The sequence below is a fragment of the Vibrio sp. Isolate23 genome, assembly GCF_022398095.1.
In the GTDB taxonomy this organism is placed as follows: Bacteria; Pseudomonadota; Gammaproteobacteria; order Enterobacterales; family Vibrionaceae; genus Vibrio; species Vibrio coralliilyticus_A.
Genome location: NZ_JAKEUV010000004.1, coordinates 67,596 through 85,294 on the forward strand (window position 1 = coordinate 67,596; position 17,699 = coordinate 85,294).

General features: G+C 46.4%; 13 protein-coding genes. 6 read left to right on the top strand and 7 right to left on the bottom strand.

Features of this window, described 5'->3' with window-relative positions:
- Window positions 1–47: 47 nt before the first annotated feature.
- Together ppx and ppk1 are read right to left on the bottom strand one after the other, a co-directional pair.
- The gene (gene ppx, locus L1D31_RS12475) at window positions 48–1,547 is read right to left on the bottom strand and encodes an exopolyphosphatase (protein ID WP_239837442.1); all 1,500 of its coding nucleotides are present in this window, start codon (window positions 1,545–1,547) and stop codon (window positions 48–50) included.
- On the bottom strand, window positions 1,522–3,633 hold the full coding sequence (gene ppk1, locus L1D31_RS12480; RefSeq protein ID WP_239837443.1) for a polyphosphate kinase 1: 2,112 nt from the start codon (window positions 3,631–3,633) through the stop codon (window positions 1,522–1,524). Before ppk1 ends, ppx begins: the two co-directional genes overlap by 26 nt.
- Window positions 3,634–3,828: 195 nt before the next feature.
- Here ppk1 and L1D31_RS12485 point away from each other — a divergent pair, with 195 nt between their 5' ends.
- From L1D31_RS12485 to phoU, 4 genes are read left to right on the top strand one after another with little or no spacing between them, the layout of a single operon-like run.
- Entirely contained in the window at window positions 3,829–6,018 is a 2,190-nt protein-coding gene (locus L1D31_RS12485; RefSeq protein WP_239837444.1) for an ABC transporter permease subunit, read from the top strand.
- A 26-nt stretch (window positions 6,019–6,044) separates the two neighbouring features.
- The gene (gene pstA, locus L1D31_RS12490; protein WP_239837445.1) at window positions 6,045–7,691 is read left to right on the top strand and encodes a phosphate ABC transporter permease PstA; all 1,647 of its coding nucleotides are present in this window, start codon (window positions 6,045–6,047) and stop codon (window positions 7,689–7,691) included.
- A gap of 3 nt (window positions 7,692–7,694) precedes the next feature.
- Complete coding sequence (gene pstB / locus L1D31_RS12495) at window positions 7,695–8,513, top strand: phosphate ABC transporter ATP-binding protein PstB (RefSeq protein ID WP_239837446.1); 819 nt, start codon at window positions 7,695–7,697, stop codon at window positions 8,511–8,513.
- Between the two features lie 21 nt (window positions 8,514–8,534).
- Complete coding sequence (gene phoU, locus L1D31_RS12500) at window positions 8,535–9,233, top strand: phosphate signaling complex protein PhoU (RefSeq protein WP_045976565.1); 699 nt, start codon at window positions 8,535–8,537, stop codon at window positions 9,231–9,233.
- A gap of 33 nt (window positions 9,234–9,266) precedes the next feature.
- Here the strand turns inward: phoU and ppk2 are convergent, their stop codons facing one another.
- The 4 genes from ppk2 to L1D31_RS12520 all read right to left on the bottom strand — a co-directional run bounded on the left by ppk2 (window position 9,267) and on the right by L1D31_RS12520 (window position 12,130).
- Window positions 9,267–10,049, bottom strand: coding sequence for a polyphosphate kinase 2 (gene ppk2, locus L1D31_RS12505; RefSeq protein ID WP_239837447.1), 783 nt, complete (start codon window positions 10,047–10,049; stop codon window positions 9,267–9,269).
- Between the two features lie 57 nt (window positions 10,050–10,106).
- Window positions 10,107–10,856, bottom strand: a complete 750-nt coding sequence (locus L1D31_RS12510; RefSeq protein ID WP_239837448.1) for a copper homeostasis protein CutC — start codon at window positions 10,854–10,856, stop codon at window positions 10,107–10,109.
- Between the two features lie 144 nt (window positions 10,857–11,000).
- Window positions 11,001–11,306, bottom strand: a complete 306-nt coding sequence (locus L1D31_RS12515) for a YebG family protein (RefSeq protein WP_239837449.1) — start codon at window positions 11,304–11,306, stop codon at window positions 11,001–11,003.
- Window positions 11,307–11,500: 194 nt separating this feature from the next.
- On the bottom strand, window positions 11,501–12,130 hold the full coding sequence (locus tag L1D31_RS12520; protein ID WP_234425282.1) for a TetR/AcrR family transcriptional regulator: 630 nt from the start codon (window positions 12,128–12,130) through the stop codon (window positions 11,501–11,503).
- A 147-nt stretch (window positions 12,131–12,277) separates the two neighbouring features.
- On the opposite strand from L1D31_RS12520, the gene L1D31_RS12525 reads away from it, so the two are divergent.
- Window positions 12,278–13,501, top strand: a complete 1,224-nt coding sequence (locus L1D31_RS12525) for an efflux RND transporter periplasmic adaptor subunit (protein ID WP_239837450.1) — start codon at window positions 12,278–12,280, stop codon at window positions 13,499–13,501.
- A gap of 15 nt (window positions 13,502–13,516) precedes the next feature.
- Window positions 13,517–16,699, top strand: a complete 3,183-nt coding sequence (locus L1D31_RS12530; protein WP_239837451.1) for a multidrug efflux RND transporter permease subunit — start codon at window positions 13,517–13,519, stop codon at window positions 16,697–16,699.
- Window positions 16,700–16,755: 56 nt separating this feature from the next.
- Here L1D31_RS12530 and L1D31_RS12535 read toward each other — a convergent pair whose 3' ends face one another.
- On the bottom strand, window positions 16,756–17,643 hold the full coding sequence (locus tag L1D31_RS12535; protein ID WP_239837452.1) for a LysR substrate-binding domain-containing protein: 888 nt from the start codon (window positions 17,641–17,643) through the stop codon (window positions 16,756–16,758).
- Window positions 17,644–17,699: the final 56 nt, after the last annotated feature.

Below are 17,699 nucleotides of genomic sequence, written 5' to 3' on the forward strand. Positions count from 1 at the left end.
AAACTGAGAACGCCCCAATAGTTACTCATTGCTAGCGGGAGTCATGGCTAAAAGCTAAGTTCCCAGCCTGCCGCCAACCAGTACTCTTGCTCAGTGATCAAATCAGCATGAAGTAATTTATTGTTCTCTAACCACTGTGCGTCATCTGAGTTCAATGTCCATTTCTCGCCATCAATGGTCAGTGCTAATTCTGGTAAGGCATCTTCGCTACGTTGTCCATTGAGTAAAATAGCTAGCCGCAGAATACGAATCAGACCTATGATGTGTTTTTTCTTAAATAAGGCGAATTCTGCCATTTCGTGCAGCTTTAGTGCTTTACGTTGAAAGCGAACCAACATGGCGAGTACGGTTTGTTGTTCGCGGTTAAAACCAGGCATGTAGGTGTGGCGCAGAATGTAAGCAGAGTGGCGATGAAAGGCCTGCAAACTGATACTGAGTCCGACTTCATGAAGTAGCGCACTCCAGTCAAGTAGATCAAACAGCTCAGAGCTTTTTTTGATACCAAGTTGTTGGTGAACTTGTTGTAGGAAAGATTGCGCTTGATGTTTAATCTTAGCCGCATGCTCAAGATCAACCAGATGCTTATTCGCCAAGTTTTCTGTGGTTCTCATCCGGATGTCAGAGCGTTTAAAGCCGTCTTCCATCTCAAACAACAGGCCTTCACGCAATGCACCTTCTGAAAAATGCATTTCATCTATTTTAAGATCTTTGAATATGGCAGCCAGAATAGCCACCCCAGCAGCGAAAACCGGTTTTCTCTCTGGAGTTAAGCCACTCAATTCGATTTCATCAATCACGGACCATTCGCAGAGTTTCTCGATCAGCTTGTCGAGACGCTTTGCAGTGATGATGCCATCTTCAAACCCCATACTCAGCAATACTTCGCGAATAGCTTTGATGGTCCCCGAAGAGCCGAATGCGACTTCCCAACCTTGCTTTCGATAGCGGTGTGCGATGGACTCGATTCGCTGTTCGGCGGCGAGTGTGGCATTAGCAAAGTTTTTGCGTGAAAGTTTACCGTTGGCAAAGTAGAGCTTGGTGAAGCTGACGCAGCCCATTTGTTTGCTGTTGATCAGTTCTGCTTCGAAACCTTTGCCTATGATCATCTCAGTACTACCACCACCAATATCGACCACTAACTTTGAGTCTGATTCTGGTTGAGTGTGTGCCACTCCGAGGTAAATTAGGCGTGCTTCTTCGACGCCGGGGATGATTTCAATCGGAAATGGCAACACTTCTCGCGCGCGTTGAAGGAAAATATGTGCATTGTTTGCCTGACGTAGCGTATGCGTTGCCGCAATACGAACGTTGCTTTCTTCAAAACCTTGTAGGCGCTCAGCAAACATGGCTAAGCATTCTAACCCTCGTTCGATTGAGGCGTTATCTAGGTTCTTTTGAGCATCTAAACCAGCAGCAAGACGTACTCGCTGCTTATGGCGGCTGACCAGTTGCAAATCTTGATCTACTACGCGTGCGACCACCATGTGGAAGCTGTTAGAGCCAAGATCAATCGCGGCAACATCACGAATTTCCGGAGACTGAGTCATGAGTTAGGGACAGTTCTTTACGTTTCTTAGTTTGTTTTTCTACATGTTTAAGATAGTCATAAATGGCAACCTGTGAGCGAACTTTCTTGCGGTTACCTCGCGGAACATAAGTATTGCTCATTTCTTTGTCTATCCAACGGGCTTTTACTGTATCGGTAAACTGGATGTTAATGATATCAATAATTCGCTGTTTAAGACGTTGGTCACGGACTGGAGCAGTGACTTCAATACGATAATCGATGTTACGCGTCATCCAGTCGGCTGAAGAAATGTACACTTGAGGATCACCATCATTATGAGTAATGATGACGCGTGGGTGCTCAAGGAAGCGATCAACAATACTGATGATCTGGATATTGTCGCTCACTCCCTCTACACCTGGGACCAATGAACACATACCACGAATGATCATTTTGATCTCAACTCCGGCAGTACTGGCACCGTAAAGCTTGTTAACAAGCCCTTTATCGACCAAATTGTTGACTTTTAGCGTGATGGCGGCTTTTTTGCCCAACTTCGCATTAGCAATTTCACCATCTATTAGGCGATAGAGCTGCTTGCGCGAGTTACGCGGTGAAACCATTAGATGCTCAAATCTCGCTGGTCGGTATGGGTTTTCGATGTACCCAAAGACATTACGCACTTCATTAGTGATTTCGGGATCTGCAGTGAGTAGAGAGAAATCGGTGTAAATACGAGCTGTTTTCTCGTGGAAGTTCCCAGTCCCAATATGGGCGTAACGAACGATTTCCTCTTCTTCTCGGCGGCTAATTAGCAGCAACTTAGAGTGGATCTTTAGCCCCGGAGTGCCAAAGATGACTTGTACCCCCGCTTCAGTGAGCACCTTTGACCATTCGATGTTGGCTTCTTCATCGAATCGAGCTTGTAATTCGACCACTACCGTAACTTGTTTGCCGTTATGAACAGCATCGATCAATGAATTCATTAACCGTGAGTCTTTCGCCACTCGGTAGATATTGATTTTGATACTCAGTACTTTAGGGTCAAAAGATGCCTGACGAACCAGCTCTGTGATGTGCTCAAAAGTATGGTAAGGGTAATAAAGTAGAATGTCTTGGTTCTTGATCGCATCAAATTTGTTGGCGTAGCCATCAAAGTCAGCGCACTTTATGGGGGGGAGAGGTTTGTTCTCCAAGTATTCTCGGCCGACATTTGGAAAACCGATGAAGTCTTTGAAGTTATGGTAGCGCCCACCGGGAATCAGACTGTCATAGTTGGAAATTTGCAGCTTGTCACATAGGAATGCCAGCATCTCTTCTGGCATGTTACGCTCATAAACAAAACGGACAGGCATGGCGGTCAGGCGCTGACTTACCCCCTCGGACATTTGTTCTAGTAGGCTATGCTCCACCTCATGACTGAGGTCATATTCCGCGTCGCGAGTCATTTTCATCGCGTAACCGTTCAGTTCGTCGTAATCGAAGAAACCACTGAATAACTCATCAAGACAATAACGAATGATATTGTCGAGTAGAATAATGGTCTTACGTCGCTTGCCTTTTTGTTCTGGTACCATAACGAAGCGAGGTAAGTGATCAGTTGGTATCTCGATCAGTGCATATTGATTTTGATCCTGCTTCCGTAGCTCAACTGCGATATAGGCGTATTCATCTTTGAGAAACTGCAGAACATCAATGTCGTCTCTCATTAATAAAGGTGTGACGTGTGGTAAAACTTGGTTGTGGAAGTATTTTTTGATCCACTTTTCCTGAGATTCATTGAGCTGGGTTTCATTCACCAGAAAAATTCTCCGGCGTGCCATATCACGGATTAGCTCTGCGTATAGCTCATCAAACCGTTCATTGAGCCTGAGTGCTTTGGTTTGCATTTTGGTCAGTAAGTGCTTGGAGTTATCATTTCCTCCCCGCTCTTGGTTGATGAGAATACGACGCTTCACATCGGAAAATCGTACTTTGTAGAACTCGTCTAAATTGTTGGAAAAAATGCCTAAAAATCGAATCCTTTCAATAAGTGGCACTGTTTTATCTGCGGCCTCTTGGAGCACTCGCTCATTGAAAGACAACCAACTTAATTCTTTTTCAATGTAAAGCTTTTCTGCACTCATACCCTGACCTTTATTGACGAACCTAACTAAATTGCACTGGGAAAAATGGAACTGGTTTAGAAATTAAGGGGTTTGTATGACACTTTTATTGCATGTTCTTATTGCATTATTTTCAGTTGTTTATTGCGATCTGTAATATAATTGTCACCTAATCGACATATTATACATCTGGGTAAATGCAGGTAAGTGAGAGAAATGGCTAAAGCCGAATTTTCATTGCGAGAACGTGATCGAAAGCGACTAATCAAAGATCGTTTAGTTCAGCTAGCGGTATCGATAGGTGGTGTCGGTGTTTTGGCTGCACTGGTATTGATCTTCGTTTATCTAGCAATGATGGTCCTGCCTCTTTTTTCTGATGCTAAGCTAACCCCCAATGTTGCCATCCAACCTATTACAACGGCTACTCCAGTGGCCGCCGGAATCGATGACTATGGTGAGCACGCCTATGTGGTCTCAAAAGCTGGTTATGTCGATTTTTGGTCGCTGACTCACCAGTCATCACAATCCAGTTTGTCGGTAGATCTCGGCTCACAATACACGATTTATACCAATGGCAGTCCAGCTCAAGGCTGGCTGGGAGCTGCGACACCCGCAGGTGAGGTTTTGTTGTATCGACCTGAGATGTCGAGCTCTTTACAAGATGATAAACGTACTTTCTCTCCAGAAGTGAATCAGTGGCCATTGGAGTTTGACCTTCAGACGGACTCGGGTTCACAGCTAACATCGTTTGCATTTTCTAAAGCTGAACAGGTGACCTTGGTCGGCCATTACGATGATGATACTGTCCAAATCCGCTGGCGTGATGGTAAACAAGCTCTACAGCAGTTTGAGTTTGCAACCCCTTTTCCCGACTTAGAACAGATTATTCTCACGCCTGATGGAAAGACTCTTTATTTAAGAACTGGCTCTGAACTGGTGGTTGCTCAAAAAGGCTTAGCGAACTTTGTTGTCCGTGAAGTCGTTGATTTGAGCCAAGGAGAGAGCAAGCATGCGGTCACGGACATAAAGCTGTTGTCCGGAGCCTACTCTTTATTGGTCAGTCACCAAGATGGGCTAGTCTCACAGTGGTTTGATGTGTTGAGTGATGGGCAAAGAAACCTCACTCAAATTCGTGACTTTAAACTGGCTTCACAGCTGCAATTCTTACTGCCTGATACTTACCGTAAAGGCTTTTACAGCTTTTATCTTAATGGCACGGTACAGAGTCACTATACGACAAGTGAAAAGCTGGTAATTTTTAAACGTGCCTACGACAAAGCACCGCAACTGGCGGCAATGTCTAACAATGAAAAATACTTGTTGGCACTCTCTGATTCTCAGCTCAGTGTTGCTTATGTGGATAATCCATTCCCAGAAATATCCTTGTCGTCGCTTTGGCAGAAAGTTTGGTATGAGAGTTACCCAGAACCTGAATTTGTTTGGCAAACCACATCGGCAAATGATCAGTTCGAAGCCAAATTTAGTCTTGTACCGATTGCGTTTGGTACGCTAAAAGCGGCGGCGTTTGCCATGATGTTTGCCGTGCCAATTGCGGTTCTTGGCGCTATTTACACCGCCTATTTCATGACGCCATCAATGCGACGAGTGGTGAAACCTTCAATCGAACTGATGGAAGCATTACCAACTGTGATTATCGGATTTCTCGCTGGGTTATGGTTCGCCCCACTTGTGGAAAGCCATTTGGCAGCAGTGGTTTCTTTGATGTTATTTTTACCCATTTCGACCATCGTCATCGGCGCCATATGGCACAAATTACCACGCAGGTGGAGTGGTCGTTTACCGAACGGCCTGCATGCGGTGATTTTGATGCCTGCAATGGTGGTATTTACAGCGGTGATTCTGAGCCAGAGTGGCAATATTGAACAATGGTTGTTCAATGGCGATGTTCGAGCATATTTGGCTGAGCAGGGAATTGGCTTTGATCAACGCAACGCTCTAGTGGTGGGGTTTGCGATGGGATTTGCTGTTATCCCAACCATTTTCACTATTGCGGAAGATGCGATTTTTTCTGTGCCTAAGCACCTGTCTGATGGATCTTTGGCGTTAGGTGCGACGCCGTGGCAAACCCTGATTCATGTTGTGCTGCTCACCGCAAGTCCAGGTATTTTTTCAGCCATTATGATGGGCCTTGGCCGAGCGGTAGGGGAAACCATGATAGTGCTGATGGCCACGGGAAATACGCCAATCATGGACTGGAATATTCTAGAAGGTATGCGCACCCTATCTGCCACCATTGCAGTTGAAATGCCTGAGTCTGAAGTGGGCAGTTCTCACTATCGAATTCTATTTTTGGCGGCGCTGATTTTGCTGGTGTTTACTTTCGCGGTTAACTCGCTCGCGGAATGGGTTCGTCAAAGGTTAAGGGATAAATATCGTGCGCTGTAATCGAAGTTATCCGAGGGGCATTGAGCGTGTTTAAGTGGCTAAAGTCCGGTTCACCATGGGTCTGGCTAACAGGCGGAGCTGTCAGCATTAGTTTGCTGTCAGTGCTTGGTTTGCTACTGCTTATCGGTTGGAAAGGTTTGTCCTATTTTTGGCCTGCCCCCCTTTACCAGTGGAAAACCGAACAGGGTGATGTCTTGATTGGTCAGCTTTACGCCGAAGAATATGTGCCGATCAGCCACTTACGCGAAATGGACATTGCGCTCACTCCTGAAGTCGAGGAGAAAGGCTTAGTTCAGCGACTGAGTATTAAGATTGCCAATCGTGATATTTACCCTGCTGACTTTGTTTCTATTCTGGAAGTCGACTTGCTTGAACGTTCAAAGCCTGAAGGTTGGGCAGTGGTTGAACGGACCCGAGGTGGGGATTTTTACGGTCAACCGAAAGGATATTTTACCGCTGATGGTAAGGTAAGCGAGCAGGCTAAAACCGATGTTGAACGCGCGCTGGTATTTGCCGATAAGCAACGTACTAAAATTGACCGTTTGGTAGAGAAGCAGATCAAAGTGATCAGTGCTCAGGCTGACAGGTTGCGTTTAGAGAAGAAAAGACGTGAACTGAATGGTCGCTTAGATGCAGAATTCATCAAACGTTACGACGCTCAATCGAGCATGTTTAGCCAGCAGCTTGCGGAAATGGAATCACAGCTGGATGCACTGAGATTAGAATTGGCTCAGCAGGGCCTGATTGTCGAAGATATGAAAGGCAATCAATACCGAATCCCTCTCAGCCAAATTTTGGATGTTTGGTATCCAAACCAAATGACGTTGCTAGAAAAAGTCGCTCAGTGGGCACATCAAGCATGGAAGTTCTTATCCGACGATCCGCGAGAATCAAATTCTGAAGGCGGTGTATTCCCTGCCATGTTTGGTACTGTTTTACTGGTGCTGATCATGTCGATTATCGTCATGCCTCTGGGCGTGATTGCGGCGATTTATCTCCATGAATATGCCAAAAATAATGCCTTTACACGTTTGATTCGAGTCGCGGTTATTAATCTCGCTGGTGTCCCTTCGATCGTTTACGGTGTGTTTGGCTTAGGTTTTTTTGTCTATACCTTAGGCGGGTCAATTGATGCCTTGTTTTATGAGGAGAAGTTGCCAACGCCGACATTTGGTACGCCGGGTTTGCTTTGGTCTGCGCTGACACTGGCGGTACTGACACTGCCCGTTGTAATTGTGGCTACCGAAGAAGGTTTGACCCGCATCCCAAGTTCCGTCCGCCATGGTTCATTAGCGCTTGGAGCGACTCAGTTTGAGACGATGTGGCGAATTGTATTACCAATGGCAAGCCCAGCGATCATTACCGGACTGATTCTGGCTGTTGCCCGTGCAGCAGGCGAAGTAGCGCCTTTAATGCTGGTGGGGGCAGTCAAATTGGCATCTAGCTTGCCGGTTGATAGCCAATTCCCATTTTTGCATCTGGATAGAAAATTCATGCATTTAGGTTTCCACATCTATGATGTTGGTTTCCAAACCACTAATATTGAAAGTGCAAGGCCGTTAGTTTACGCCACGTCGTTCTTGCTGGTGAGTGTCATCGTCGGGCTGAACCTGACGGCGATCAGTATTCGCAATAACCTACGCGAGAAATATCGAACTCTGGGGCAAGATTAAGAGATGTTTTCAGTTAATCAGACATTGGGCTATCAGGCGCCATTAGACGTGAACAACCTGAGTGAAGAACAGACCGCGATTGCTATTGAAGATCTGAATCTGTTCTACCAGAATACTCAGGCACTGAGCGATATTTCCATGCGCATTCCTAAAGGCCAGGTTACGGCGTTTATCGGGCCTTCAGGGTGTGGTAAATCAACGCTTTTACGTTGCATCAACCGAATGAATGATCTGGTGGAAGGGTGCCGTGTCGAGGGCAAAGTCAAACTGCATAGTAAAAATATCTACCACCCACAGGTTGATGTAGCAACACTACGTCGCCGGGTCGGGATGGTGTTTCAGCGTCCGAATCCTTTCCCTAAATCAATTTATGAAAACGTCGTATATGGTCTGCGCTTGCAGGGTATTCGCAACAGCCGAGTTCTTGATGATGCTGTTGAGCACTCCCTGCGTGCCGCGGCGCTATGGGAAGAGGTGAAAGACAGGCTACATGAGAATGCGTTTGGTTTGTCTGGTGGTCAGCAGCAGCGTTTGGTCATTGCTCGTGCGATTGCGATTGAACCTGAAGTATTACTTCTTGATGAACCGACCTCGGCACTAGACCCGATTTCCACTCTGACCATTGAAGAACTGATCAATGATCTTAAAACCAAATATACTGTAGTTATTGTGACACATAACATGCAGCAGGCTGCACGGGTCAGCGATCACACGGCATTTATCCATATGGGTAAGTTGATCGAATACTCAGATACGGATTCGATTTTCACTTCGCCAATGAAAAAACAAACGGAAGACTACATCACAGGTAGATACGGCTAATAAGGGAGATACAGATATTTCATGAACTTTGGACGTCACATATCCGGACAGTTTAATGTCGAATTAGAATCCATCCGAACCCACGTGCTGACGATGGGAGGCTTGGTTGAGCAGCAGTTATCTTTTGCTATGCAGGCACTGCACAAAGAGGACATTGAGCTAGCGCGTAAAGTCGTGCGTGACGATCACAAAGTGAATGCGATGGAAGTCTCTATCGATGAAGCTTGTACGAGAATCATTGCCAAACGTCAGCCAACTGCGAAAGACTTACGTTTGATCATGGCGATCATTAAGACCATCACTGACCTTGAGCGCATTGGAGATGTCGCCACCAAAATGGCTTATGTGGCGATTGAAAGCCCATCATCCAAAGAGCAGATGTTCCAAGTCTCTCTTGAACCACTTTGTCGTCAGGCAATCGGTATGTTGCATCAGGTTTTAGATGCGTTTGCACGTATGGATGTCGATTCAGCGGCGGAAGTATACAAGCTGGATGACAAAATTGATGCAGAATACGAAGCGGTGATCCGCCAGTTGATGACGTATATGATGGAAGACCCGAAGAACATTCCCCATATCCTGCAAGTGATGTGGTCTGCTCGAGCGATCGAGCGAGTAGGGGATCGCTGCCAAAATATCTGTGAATACATCATCTACTTTGTTAAAGGCAAAGATGTTCGCCACTTGGGCGAACAAAGCATAGATGATGCGCTGCGTTAAATCTGTGGTGATGCGTAGATTACTGGGCGGGTTTTAGTATTTGTCAGGGACAAACGTTTGTTCTTCAATTGGAGCTCGGATGTAGCCTTCTTTGCTCAGTTCAGGCAGCGAGATTTCTGGATAAGTAATTTCCTGATAATCAATTTGCTCGAGTAAGTGACTGATACAGTTTAAGCGGGCGCGTTTTTTGTCATCTGAGGGCACGACCCACCATGGGCACTGTTTGGTGTCTGTGTAGGCAAACATTTTATCTTTCGCTTCAGAATATTCCGCCCAGCGATTGCGTGATTCCAAATCCATTGGGCTAAACTTCCAACGTTTAATTGGTGTATTGATTCGCTCTAGGAAGCGCTTTTCTTGCTCTTCATCAGAGACAGAAAACCAATATTTGAGCAAGATAATTCCAGAACGCTGCAACATACGCTCAAATTCAGGGCAAGATCGCAGAAATTCATCATACTCTTCTTGGGTGCAGAAGTTCATGACTTTCTCGACCCCAGCTCGGTTATACCAACTACGGTCGAAAAGCACGATTTCACCAGCGGCAGGTAGGTGTGCAACGTAACGCTGGAAGTACCATTGGGTCTTTTCTTTCTCTGTTGGGGCGGGAAGAGCGGCAATGCGACAGATACGAGGGTTGAGCTTTTCTGTGATGCGTTTAATCACACCACCTTTTCCGGCAGCATCACGGCCTTCAAAGATAACAACGACCTTAAGGCCTTCTTGCTTAACCCACTGTTGTAGCTTGACCAGTTCAATCTGCAGCCGTGCAAGTTCCTTTTCATAAAACTTCTTATTCAGTTTGCCTTTACTCATAGACCCTCCTTTTGCTATCAAAAGGTTAGCATTTCAAAGCCAAGCTTGAGAGAAGTATCACGAAGAAGTGAGAGCTTTTACTACCTTTTCAATCGCTTGTGGATCCGTGACCGGAACAACAAAGTCATCAATATTCTGATTGCCCATTTTGGCTTGCTCCGCGATGAGCTTCATTTTGCTTGGCCGTGTGGATTTACCCGATAAATGCACTTCCTGAACAGCAGATTCAGAAACGATCTTGCAGACATTTTCGGCGTTTAGGCCAGCACCTGCCATAATTGAGAATCGATCGTCAGCCAGTTCTACCATATGACGAAGAATATCGATGCCTTGTTCGACGTTAGTAGCAAGTCCCGATGTAAGAACACGTTCGCAACCAAGTTCGGCAATATCTTCAATAGATCTCTGATAATCGGCGCATTGGTCAATCGCGCGATGGAAAGTGACGCCTAGATTGAGGGATTTGGCTTTGTTGATCAGACGTTTAGCGGCGTTCATATCAATATGACCATCCGCACTCAAAGTGCCAAGAACCACACCATGTAAACCAGCATCGGCAGCCGCTTCGATATCAATCAACATGCTTTCGAGCTCTTCCTCGGTGTAGAGAAAGTCGCCCTGACGAGGACGAATCATGGCATACACAGGTATGGATGAGAGTTTGCCCGCTTGTTTCATCAAACCAAAGCTTGGTGTTAGGCCACCTAGTGCCAGTGATGAACAAAGTTCAATGCGGCCTGCACCACCTTCAATTGCACGGTGAAGGGATTCAATGTTATCGATACATACTTCGACAATATAACTCATCTCAATTTTCTCATGACGACTAGACGGTAGAAATAGTAACTCAGAGATGAGTAGGGAATTAGGGTAAACGTGAGGCGATTAGTTTCCCCTAAAACAAAAAACCTCAGCCATTGCTGAGGTTTTATACATCTGTTTAGCGTGTTGTTATGCTGCGTCTTCTTGAGCTGAATTTTCCTCAGCGTCTTCAACCGCTTCAATTTTCTTTTTCTTTGGCGCAGGTTTACGTTTAGCACCAAGGGCGAAAAGTACTTCTTCTTTGTTTTGTGCCAGGAACATAGCCAAGTCTTCTTGCTTGCCTTCATCTTCCAGCAACTCACTTTTACCTAGTAGCTCAAAAAGCTCATCAGCCATATCAAGCATTTTGTCATAGGCGTCAGCTTCCGCTTTAGAGGTAAAAGTCATTTTCTCTTCTCCGTTGCGTTCTACCACGTACTTGACGATTACAGCCATGGTTGGTCCTCTAACTCAAAATTAATGGAATTCATTACTGTCTGTTTATACAGTTTTTAACCAATTAAGTCCAGATAGCGAGCTCAACTCTGAGAGCTGGGCAATGCGTTTGCTGATAGTATGAGCAATTGGTTGATTATCTAAACAAACTTAGGGCAGAAGAAGCGTGAACTCTTGTGCGATTGGGAGAGTGATCAGTCAGGCTGAATGCAGCATGAAAGCAAATTGTTCATCGCCATGTTAGCCACGGCATGGATCATTTCTTCTGAAATATCATCCACCGAGTGGACGGATAAACCATTAAGCACAGTTGCGAGGTAGTGGCTCATTACTCTCGGGTTGGCGCCTTCGATCAATTGACCTTCTTGTTGGGCTTTTTCAAACCTTTGGTGGAGAGTCTCTCCCATCTCATTGCGGCTAGCCATCAGGGTTTGCTTGATGGTACTGGCTTCTGAACTGCAAGCCAGTGCGCCCTGTATCATTAGGCAGCCTTTGGGTTTTTCATTGCAGCAGTGTGCTTGAGCAGAGCCAGATAGGATGCCAGTAATGACGTCGCAGATACTTTGCTGTTCAAGCGCTTGATAGAAGAACTCGCTTTCGCGTCTCTTATACATATCAACGGCCTGCAGGAAGAGCTGCTCTTTGTTACCGAAAGTCGCATACATGCTGGGTTTATTAATCCCCATAGCCTTCGTTAGGTCTGTGAGTGAAGCACCCTCATACCCTTGATTCCAAAAAACTTTTAATGCCTCTTCTAACGCTGTCTCTTGGTCAAAACAGCGTGGTCGGCCAGAAGTTCCGCCTGTCATAAATCTATCTGTCACTTATTCCTGAACTCCCTTAAATGGTAATGCGGCTGTCATACGTTGTCTATATGCAGTAATCATTCATTTTATAAATTTATCTTGATCTAACTCAAAACTTGAGATTATTATACCGATCGGTACAAAAATAACGGTAAGGATAGCGAGATGGTAGGTAAACACCTTAGAAATCCTCTTCTACTAATCTCAATTGCAGCACCTTTGGTGTTGTCGGGATGTCAGGATTCACACGCGGAATCAGCTGCGACAGCGCCACCACCGCCTGGGGTTGAAGTGGCTCAGGTATTAATTGAAAAAGTCACCGAGTTAGATGAGTACTCAGGTCGTCTGGAGTCACCTCAGACAGTTACTGTGATGCCTCGAGTTTCAGGTTATGTCGATAAAGTTCACTTCCAAGAAGGCAGTGTGGTTGAAGCGGGAGATGTATTGTTCTCCATCGACAATCGTCTGTTCGCGGCTGAAGTGACACGCCTTAAAGCGGAACTCAGCAGTGCTCAAACTAGCCTTAATCAGGCGATTAAAGACTACGAGCGTGCTCAGCGTCTGAGCAAAACCAAAGCAATTTCTCAGGAAACCGTAGATGCCCGATTTGCAGATAAGCAGCGTAGTATTGCCAGTGTTTCCGCATTAAAAGCCGCATTAGCTCAAGCCGAGTTGGATCTGGAGTTCACTCTGGTTCGCGCACCTATCGACGGTAAAGTTTCTAATGCTGAAATCACCAAAGGTAACTATGTGACGACCGGTCAAACGGTGCTGACCTCTTTAGTTTCGACTTCTCATATGTACGCCTATTTTGATGTTGATGAACGTAGCTACCTTAAATATCAACAGCTGAACAACCTTCTTCCTGCGAATGGTGAAGCGGAAAATGTGGTGCAGATGGCGCTAGCGAACGACACCGGTTATCCGCATGTGGGTTACATCGACTTCGTTGATAACGCGATTGACGAAACTACGGGTACGATTCGAGTCCGCGCCGTGTTTGATAACGAAAAGCAAAACTTACTTCCGGGTATGTTTGCCAAGTTACGTATTGCGGGTTCTGCAAGCTATCAGGGCGTTCTGATCGATAACAAAGCGATTGGTACTGATCTGAATAACAAGTATGTATTGGTGCTTGGCGACGGCAACGTTGTTCAGTATCGCGCTATCTCACTTGGTGAAGGTGTTAACGGCTTGCGTATTATCGCTTCTGGTCTGAACGCGGGCGATAAGATTGTCGTCAATGGCCTGCAGCGTGTACGTGCCAATATGCCAGTGACGCCGAATGAAGTCTCTATGGTGGATGAAAATACTCTTGCGAGCATTCGCCAGCAACAGGCGCTACTTGATCAGCAGCGCAATGAGCTTCTGACTTTGCAAGTGAACTAAGAAGGAATCATTGCAATGTTTTCTCAGTTTTTTATACGTCGGCCGATTTTCGCTTCCGTATTGTCGATATTGATTTTTATCGGCGGTGCGATCTCAGTGTGGCAGTTGCCTATCACTGAGTATCCGGAAGTGGTGCCGCCGACCGTTGTCGTGACGGCGACCTACCCGGGAGCAAACCCTAAAGTTATTGCCGATACCGTTGCCTCTCCACTCGAAGAAGAGATTAATGGTGTGGAAGACATGTTGTATATGTCTTCGCAGGCGACATCAGATGGTGTAATGACCTTAACCGTGACGTTTGCCATCGGTACCGATGTGGACAAGGCACAAACACTGGTTCAAAGCCGAGTGGATCGCGCTTTACCTCGCTTGCCAGAAACTGTGCAGCGTTTAGGTGTGGTGACAGAAAAGTCCTCACCGGATCTGACGATGGTCGTTCACCTAATTTCACCTGATGAGCGTTATGACCTGCTATACCTAGCGAACTATGCGGCACTGAATGTCAAAGATGAGTTGGCTCGTATCGAAGGTGTTGGTGCGGTTCGACTGTTTGGTGGCGGTGAATACAGCATGCGTATCTGGCTGGATCCAAACAAGGTCGCCGCTCTGGACATGAATCCAAGCGAAGTGATTGCCGCGATTCAGGAACAGAACCAACAAGCTGCGGCAGGTAGCCTGGGCGCGCAACCAAGTGGTGACTCTGATTTCCAGCTATTGATCAATGTGAAAGGTCGTCTAAGCGAAGTTGAAGAGTTTGAAAACATCATCATTAAAGTAGGTGAAGATGGTCAGGTTAACCGACTCAGAGACGTAGCGCGTATTGAGTTAGGCGCAGAAACATATTCTCTTCGCTCAATGTTGGATAATCAGGATGCGGTTGCTATTCCTATTTTCCAAGCTTCTGGCTCTAACGCGATTCAGATTTCTGATGATGTACGAGCGAAGATGGAGGAGTTGTCGCAAACCTTCCCACAAGGTGTGAGTTACGAGATCGTTTATGACCCAACAGTGTTCGTGCGTGGCTCAATTGAAGCAGTCGTTCAGACATTGCTCGAAGCTGTCTTGCTGGTGGTACTGGTTGTCGTTCTATTCTTGCAGACTTGGCGCGCTTCGATCATTCCATTGGTAGCAGTACCTGTATCACTGGTAGGTACGTTTGCCTTTATGTATCTGATGGGGTTCTCGCTCAATGCCTTGTCCCTGTTTGGTTTGGTATTGGCTATTGGTATTGTCGTCGATGACGCCATTGTTGTCGTCGAAAACGTTGAGCGGAACATTGAAGAAGGTTTAGCACCGATTGCCGCAACTGAAAAAGCGATGCGAGAAGTAACGGGGCCAATCGTTGCAACGACTTTAGTCTTGGCGGCGGTATTTATCCCGACGGCGTTTATGTCTGGCCTAACCGGGCAATTCTATAAACAGTTCGCTTTGACGATTACTATCTCAACCTTTATTTCAGCGATTAACTCGCTGACTTTAAGCCCTGCGTTATCAGCGCTATTGCTACGTGGCCACGATCAGCCGAAAGACTGGTTAACCCGCGCTATGGACAGATTGTTTGGCCGCTTTATCTTTGCGCCGTTCAATAAGCTATTTAATCGTGGTGCTATGGTATACGGCTACGCGGTGACCAAGACCATCCGTTTAGGTGTCTTGATTGGTTTGATGTATGTTGGCTTGCTTGGCTTGACAGCTTATCAGTTTGATCAGACTCCTACGGGCTACGTACCGGGGCAGGATAAGCAATATCTGGTGGCGTTTGCACAATTACCAGATGCAGCATCACTGGATCGAACTGAAGCGGTGATTCGTGAAATGTCGGAAATCGCACTGGCGCAACCGGGTGTTGAACATTCTGTGGCTTTCCCAGGGCTGAGCATCAATGGTTTCACCAATAGCCCGAATAGCGGCATTGTGTTCACACCATTGGCCGACTTCGATGAACGTCAAGATCCAAGCTTGAGTGCCAACGCGATTGCGATGCAGCTCAACCAGAAGTTCGCTTCGATTCCAGATGCCTTTATCGCTATTTTCCCACCGCCGCCTGTACAGGGGCTGGGAACTATTGGTGGTTTCCGTCTCCAAATTCAGGACAGAACAAACCATGGCTATGAAGCTTTGTATGGTGTCACTCAACAAGTGATCATGAAAGCTTGGGCGCATCCAGCACTGACGGGCGTATTCTCAAGCTATCAGGTTAATGTGCCTCAGCTTGATCTGGACGTAGATCGTACCAAAGCACTCAAGCAGGATCTGTCTCTTGACGATGTGTTCTCTACACTTCAATCCTACATGGGTAGTACCTATGTCAACGACATTAACCGTTTTGGCCGAACTTATCAGGTCAATGTTCAGGCTGATGAAGAGTTCCGTCAGACACCAGAGCAAATCCGTCAGCTTAAGGTTCGCAATGCCGATGGCGACATGATTCCTCTGGGGGCCTTTGTTGACGTTAACTACAGCGCAGGTCCAGATCGTGTGATGCATTACAACGCGTATACGACGGCTGAAGTGAACGGTAGCCCAATGCCTGGCTTTAGTTCAGGTGAGGCGCAGGCTGCGATTGAGCAGATACTTGCTGAGACTTTACCTATCGGCATGACGTATGAGTGGACAGAGTTGACCTACCAGCAGAAGTTGGCTGGTGATACTGCTACGCTGGTTTACCCTCTGGTGATCTTGTTGGTGTTCCTAGTGTTGGCGGCTCAATATGAAAGTGTTCGTTTACCGATGGCGATCATATTGATTATCCCGATGACACTGCTGTCGGCGATCAGTGGTGTGATCATGTGGGGTAGCGATAACAACATCTTTACCCAGATTGGTCTGATTGTACTGGTTGGTTTGGCGACGAAGAACGCTATCCTGATTGTTGAATTTGCCAAGGAGCTGCAGGACAAAGGTCGTACTGTCATGGAGGCGGTTCTAGAGGCATCGCGTCTGCGTTTACGCCCGATTCTGATGACATCGATCGCTTTCATTATGGGGGTTGTACCTATGGTGTTCTCTACCGGTGCGGGTGCTGAAATGCGACAAGCCATGGGGATCGCAGTGTTCTCTGGCATGATTGGTGTCACGGTATTTGGCCTGCTACTCACGCCACTGTTCTATTACGTACTGGCAAAACGTAGCCCAGCGAAGCAGAACCAAGAGGAACAAAAATTGGTGCTTGAGCCAGCAAATGAATCCACTGTCTGATCTCTCTAATTTGAGTGATTAGAAGGGCAGCCCTAGTGATTGGGGCTGCCCTTTTTTTATTGCCAGTTATGACAGAAGTCGATGAAGGATTTGAGTAGCGGGCTTTGATACTTTTCTTTGTGTACCAGCAACCAGAAGCGCCTTTTCATATCCAGCGGTAACGTCAGTTCGACCACTCGACCACTACGAATCGCAGATTCCGCCGACAAGCGCGATAGACAGCCAAGACCGAGGCCTGCAGAAACGCTGTTGATCAGTGCTTCAGTGGTGTTGAGCTGAAACGCTTCTTGCCAGTGTTCAAGGCGGGGTGCAATCACGCGTAAGAAAAACTCCCGTGAGCCTGAACCGGGCTCGCGTAGAATCCATTCGCTATTTTCGAGTTGACCAATTGGGTGCTGAGGTGACTTAGCAAATGGTGAATTCGGTGCGCAGATGACACACATTTCATCTTGGCCAAACTGAGTAGAAATTAGCTGAGGGTGTAAGGTTTTCCCCTCAATCATTGCCAGATCGAGTTCATAGTCGACCAGTTTCTCGCAGATCAACGCAGAGTTCGCAATGAATAAACTCTGAGCTTTATGACTGGTTTGCTGGCGAAATGTACTGAGCATGTAAGGTGCGACTTGATTACCGATCGTATCACTAGCACCGATTCTGAGTAGCCCCCTAAGGGGTTGGTCTCCGTCAAACAGTTGGTCGATATCTTGAGCTCTATGCAGTAGTTCATCTGCCAACGGCAGCAGTTTTTGTCCTTCCTGATTGAGAACAAGGCGATTATTGACCCGATCAAATAATGAATGACCGAGCTGTTTCTCAAGTTCTGATAACGCCATACTGACCGCAGCTTTGGATAAAAACAGCGCTTCCGAGGCGGCAGTCAATGTGTCGTGCTGAGTAATGGCAATGAACACTTTTAACTGTTTGAGAGAAATATTGGCAGCCATAATTATAACGTTTAACTATTCTGAACAAGTGTTTTAAATAATTAGATATATCCGAA

Coding starts and splice junctions, on each gene's coding strand:
- L1D31_RS12515 (WP_239837449.1), bottom strand. CDS start 11,306: ATGGCTGTAATCGTCAAGTACGTGGTAGAACGCAACGGAGAAGAGAAA.
- ppx (WP_239837442.1), bottom strand. CDS start 1,547: ATGACTCAGTCTCCGGAAATTCGTGATGTTGCCGCGATTGATCTTGGC.
- phoU (WP_045976565.1), top strand. CDS start 8,535: ATGAACTTTGGACGTCACATATCCGGACAGTTTAATGTCGAATTAGAA.
- L1D31_RS12535 (WP_239837452.1), bottom strand. CDS start 17,643: ATGGCTGCCAATATTTCTCTCAAACAGTTAAAAGTGTTCATTGCCATT.
- L1D31_RS12525 (WP_239837450.1), top strand. CDS start 12,278: ATGGTAGGTAAACACCTTAGAAATCCTCTTCTACTAATCTCAATTGCA.
- ppk1 (WP_239837443.1), bottom strand. CDS start 3,633: ATGAGTGCAGAAAAGCTTTACATTGAAAAAGAATTAAGTTGGTTGTCT.
- L1D31_RS12485 (WP_239837444.1), top strand. CDS start 3,829: ATGGCTAAAGCCGAATTTTCATTGCGAGAACGTGATCGAAAGCGACTA.
- pstB (WP_239837446.1), top strand. CDS start 7,695: ATGTTTTCAGTTAATCAGACATTGGGCTATCAGGCGCCATTAGACGTG.
- L1D31_RS12530 (WP_239837451.1), top strand. CDS start 13,517: ATGTTTTCTCAGTTTTTTATACGTCGGCCGATTTTCGCTTCCGTATTG.
- ppk2 (WP_239837447.1), bottom strand. CDS start 10,049: ATGAGTAAAGGCAAACTGAATAAGAAGTTTTATGAAAAGGAACTTGCA.
- L1D31_RS12510 (WP_239837448.1), bottom strand. CDS start 10,856: ATGAGTTATATTGTCGAAGTATGTATCGATAACATTGAATCCCTTCAC.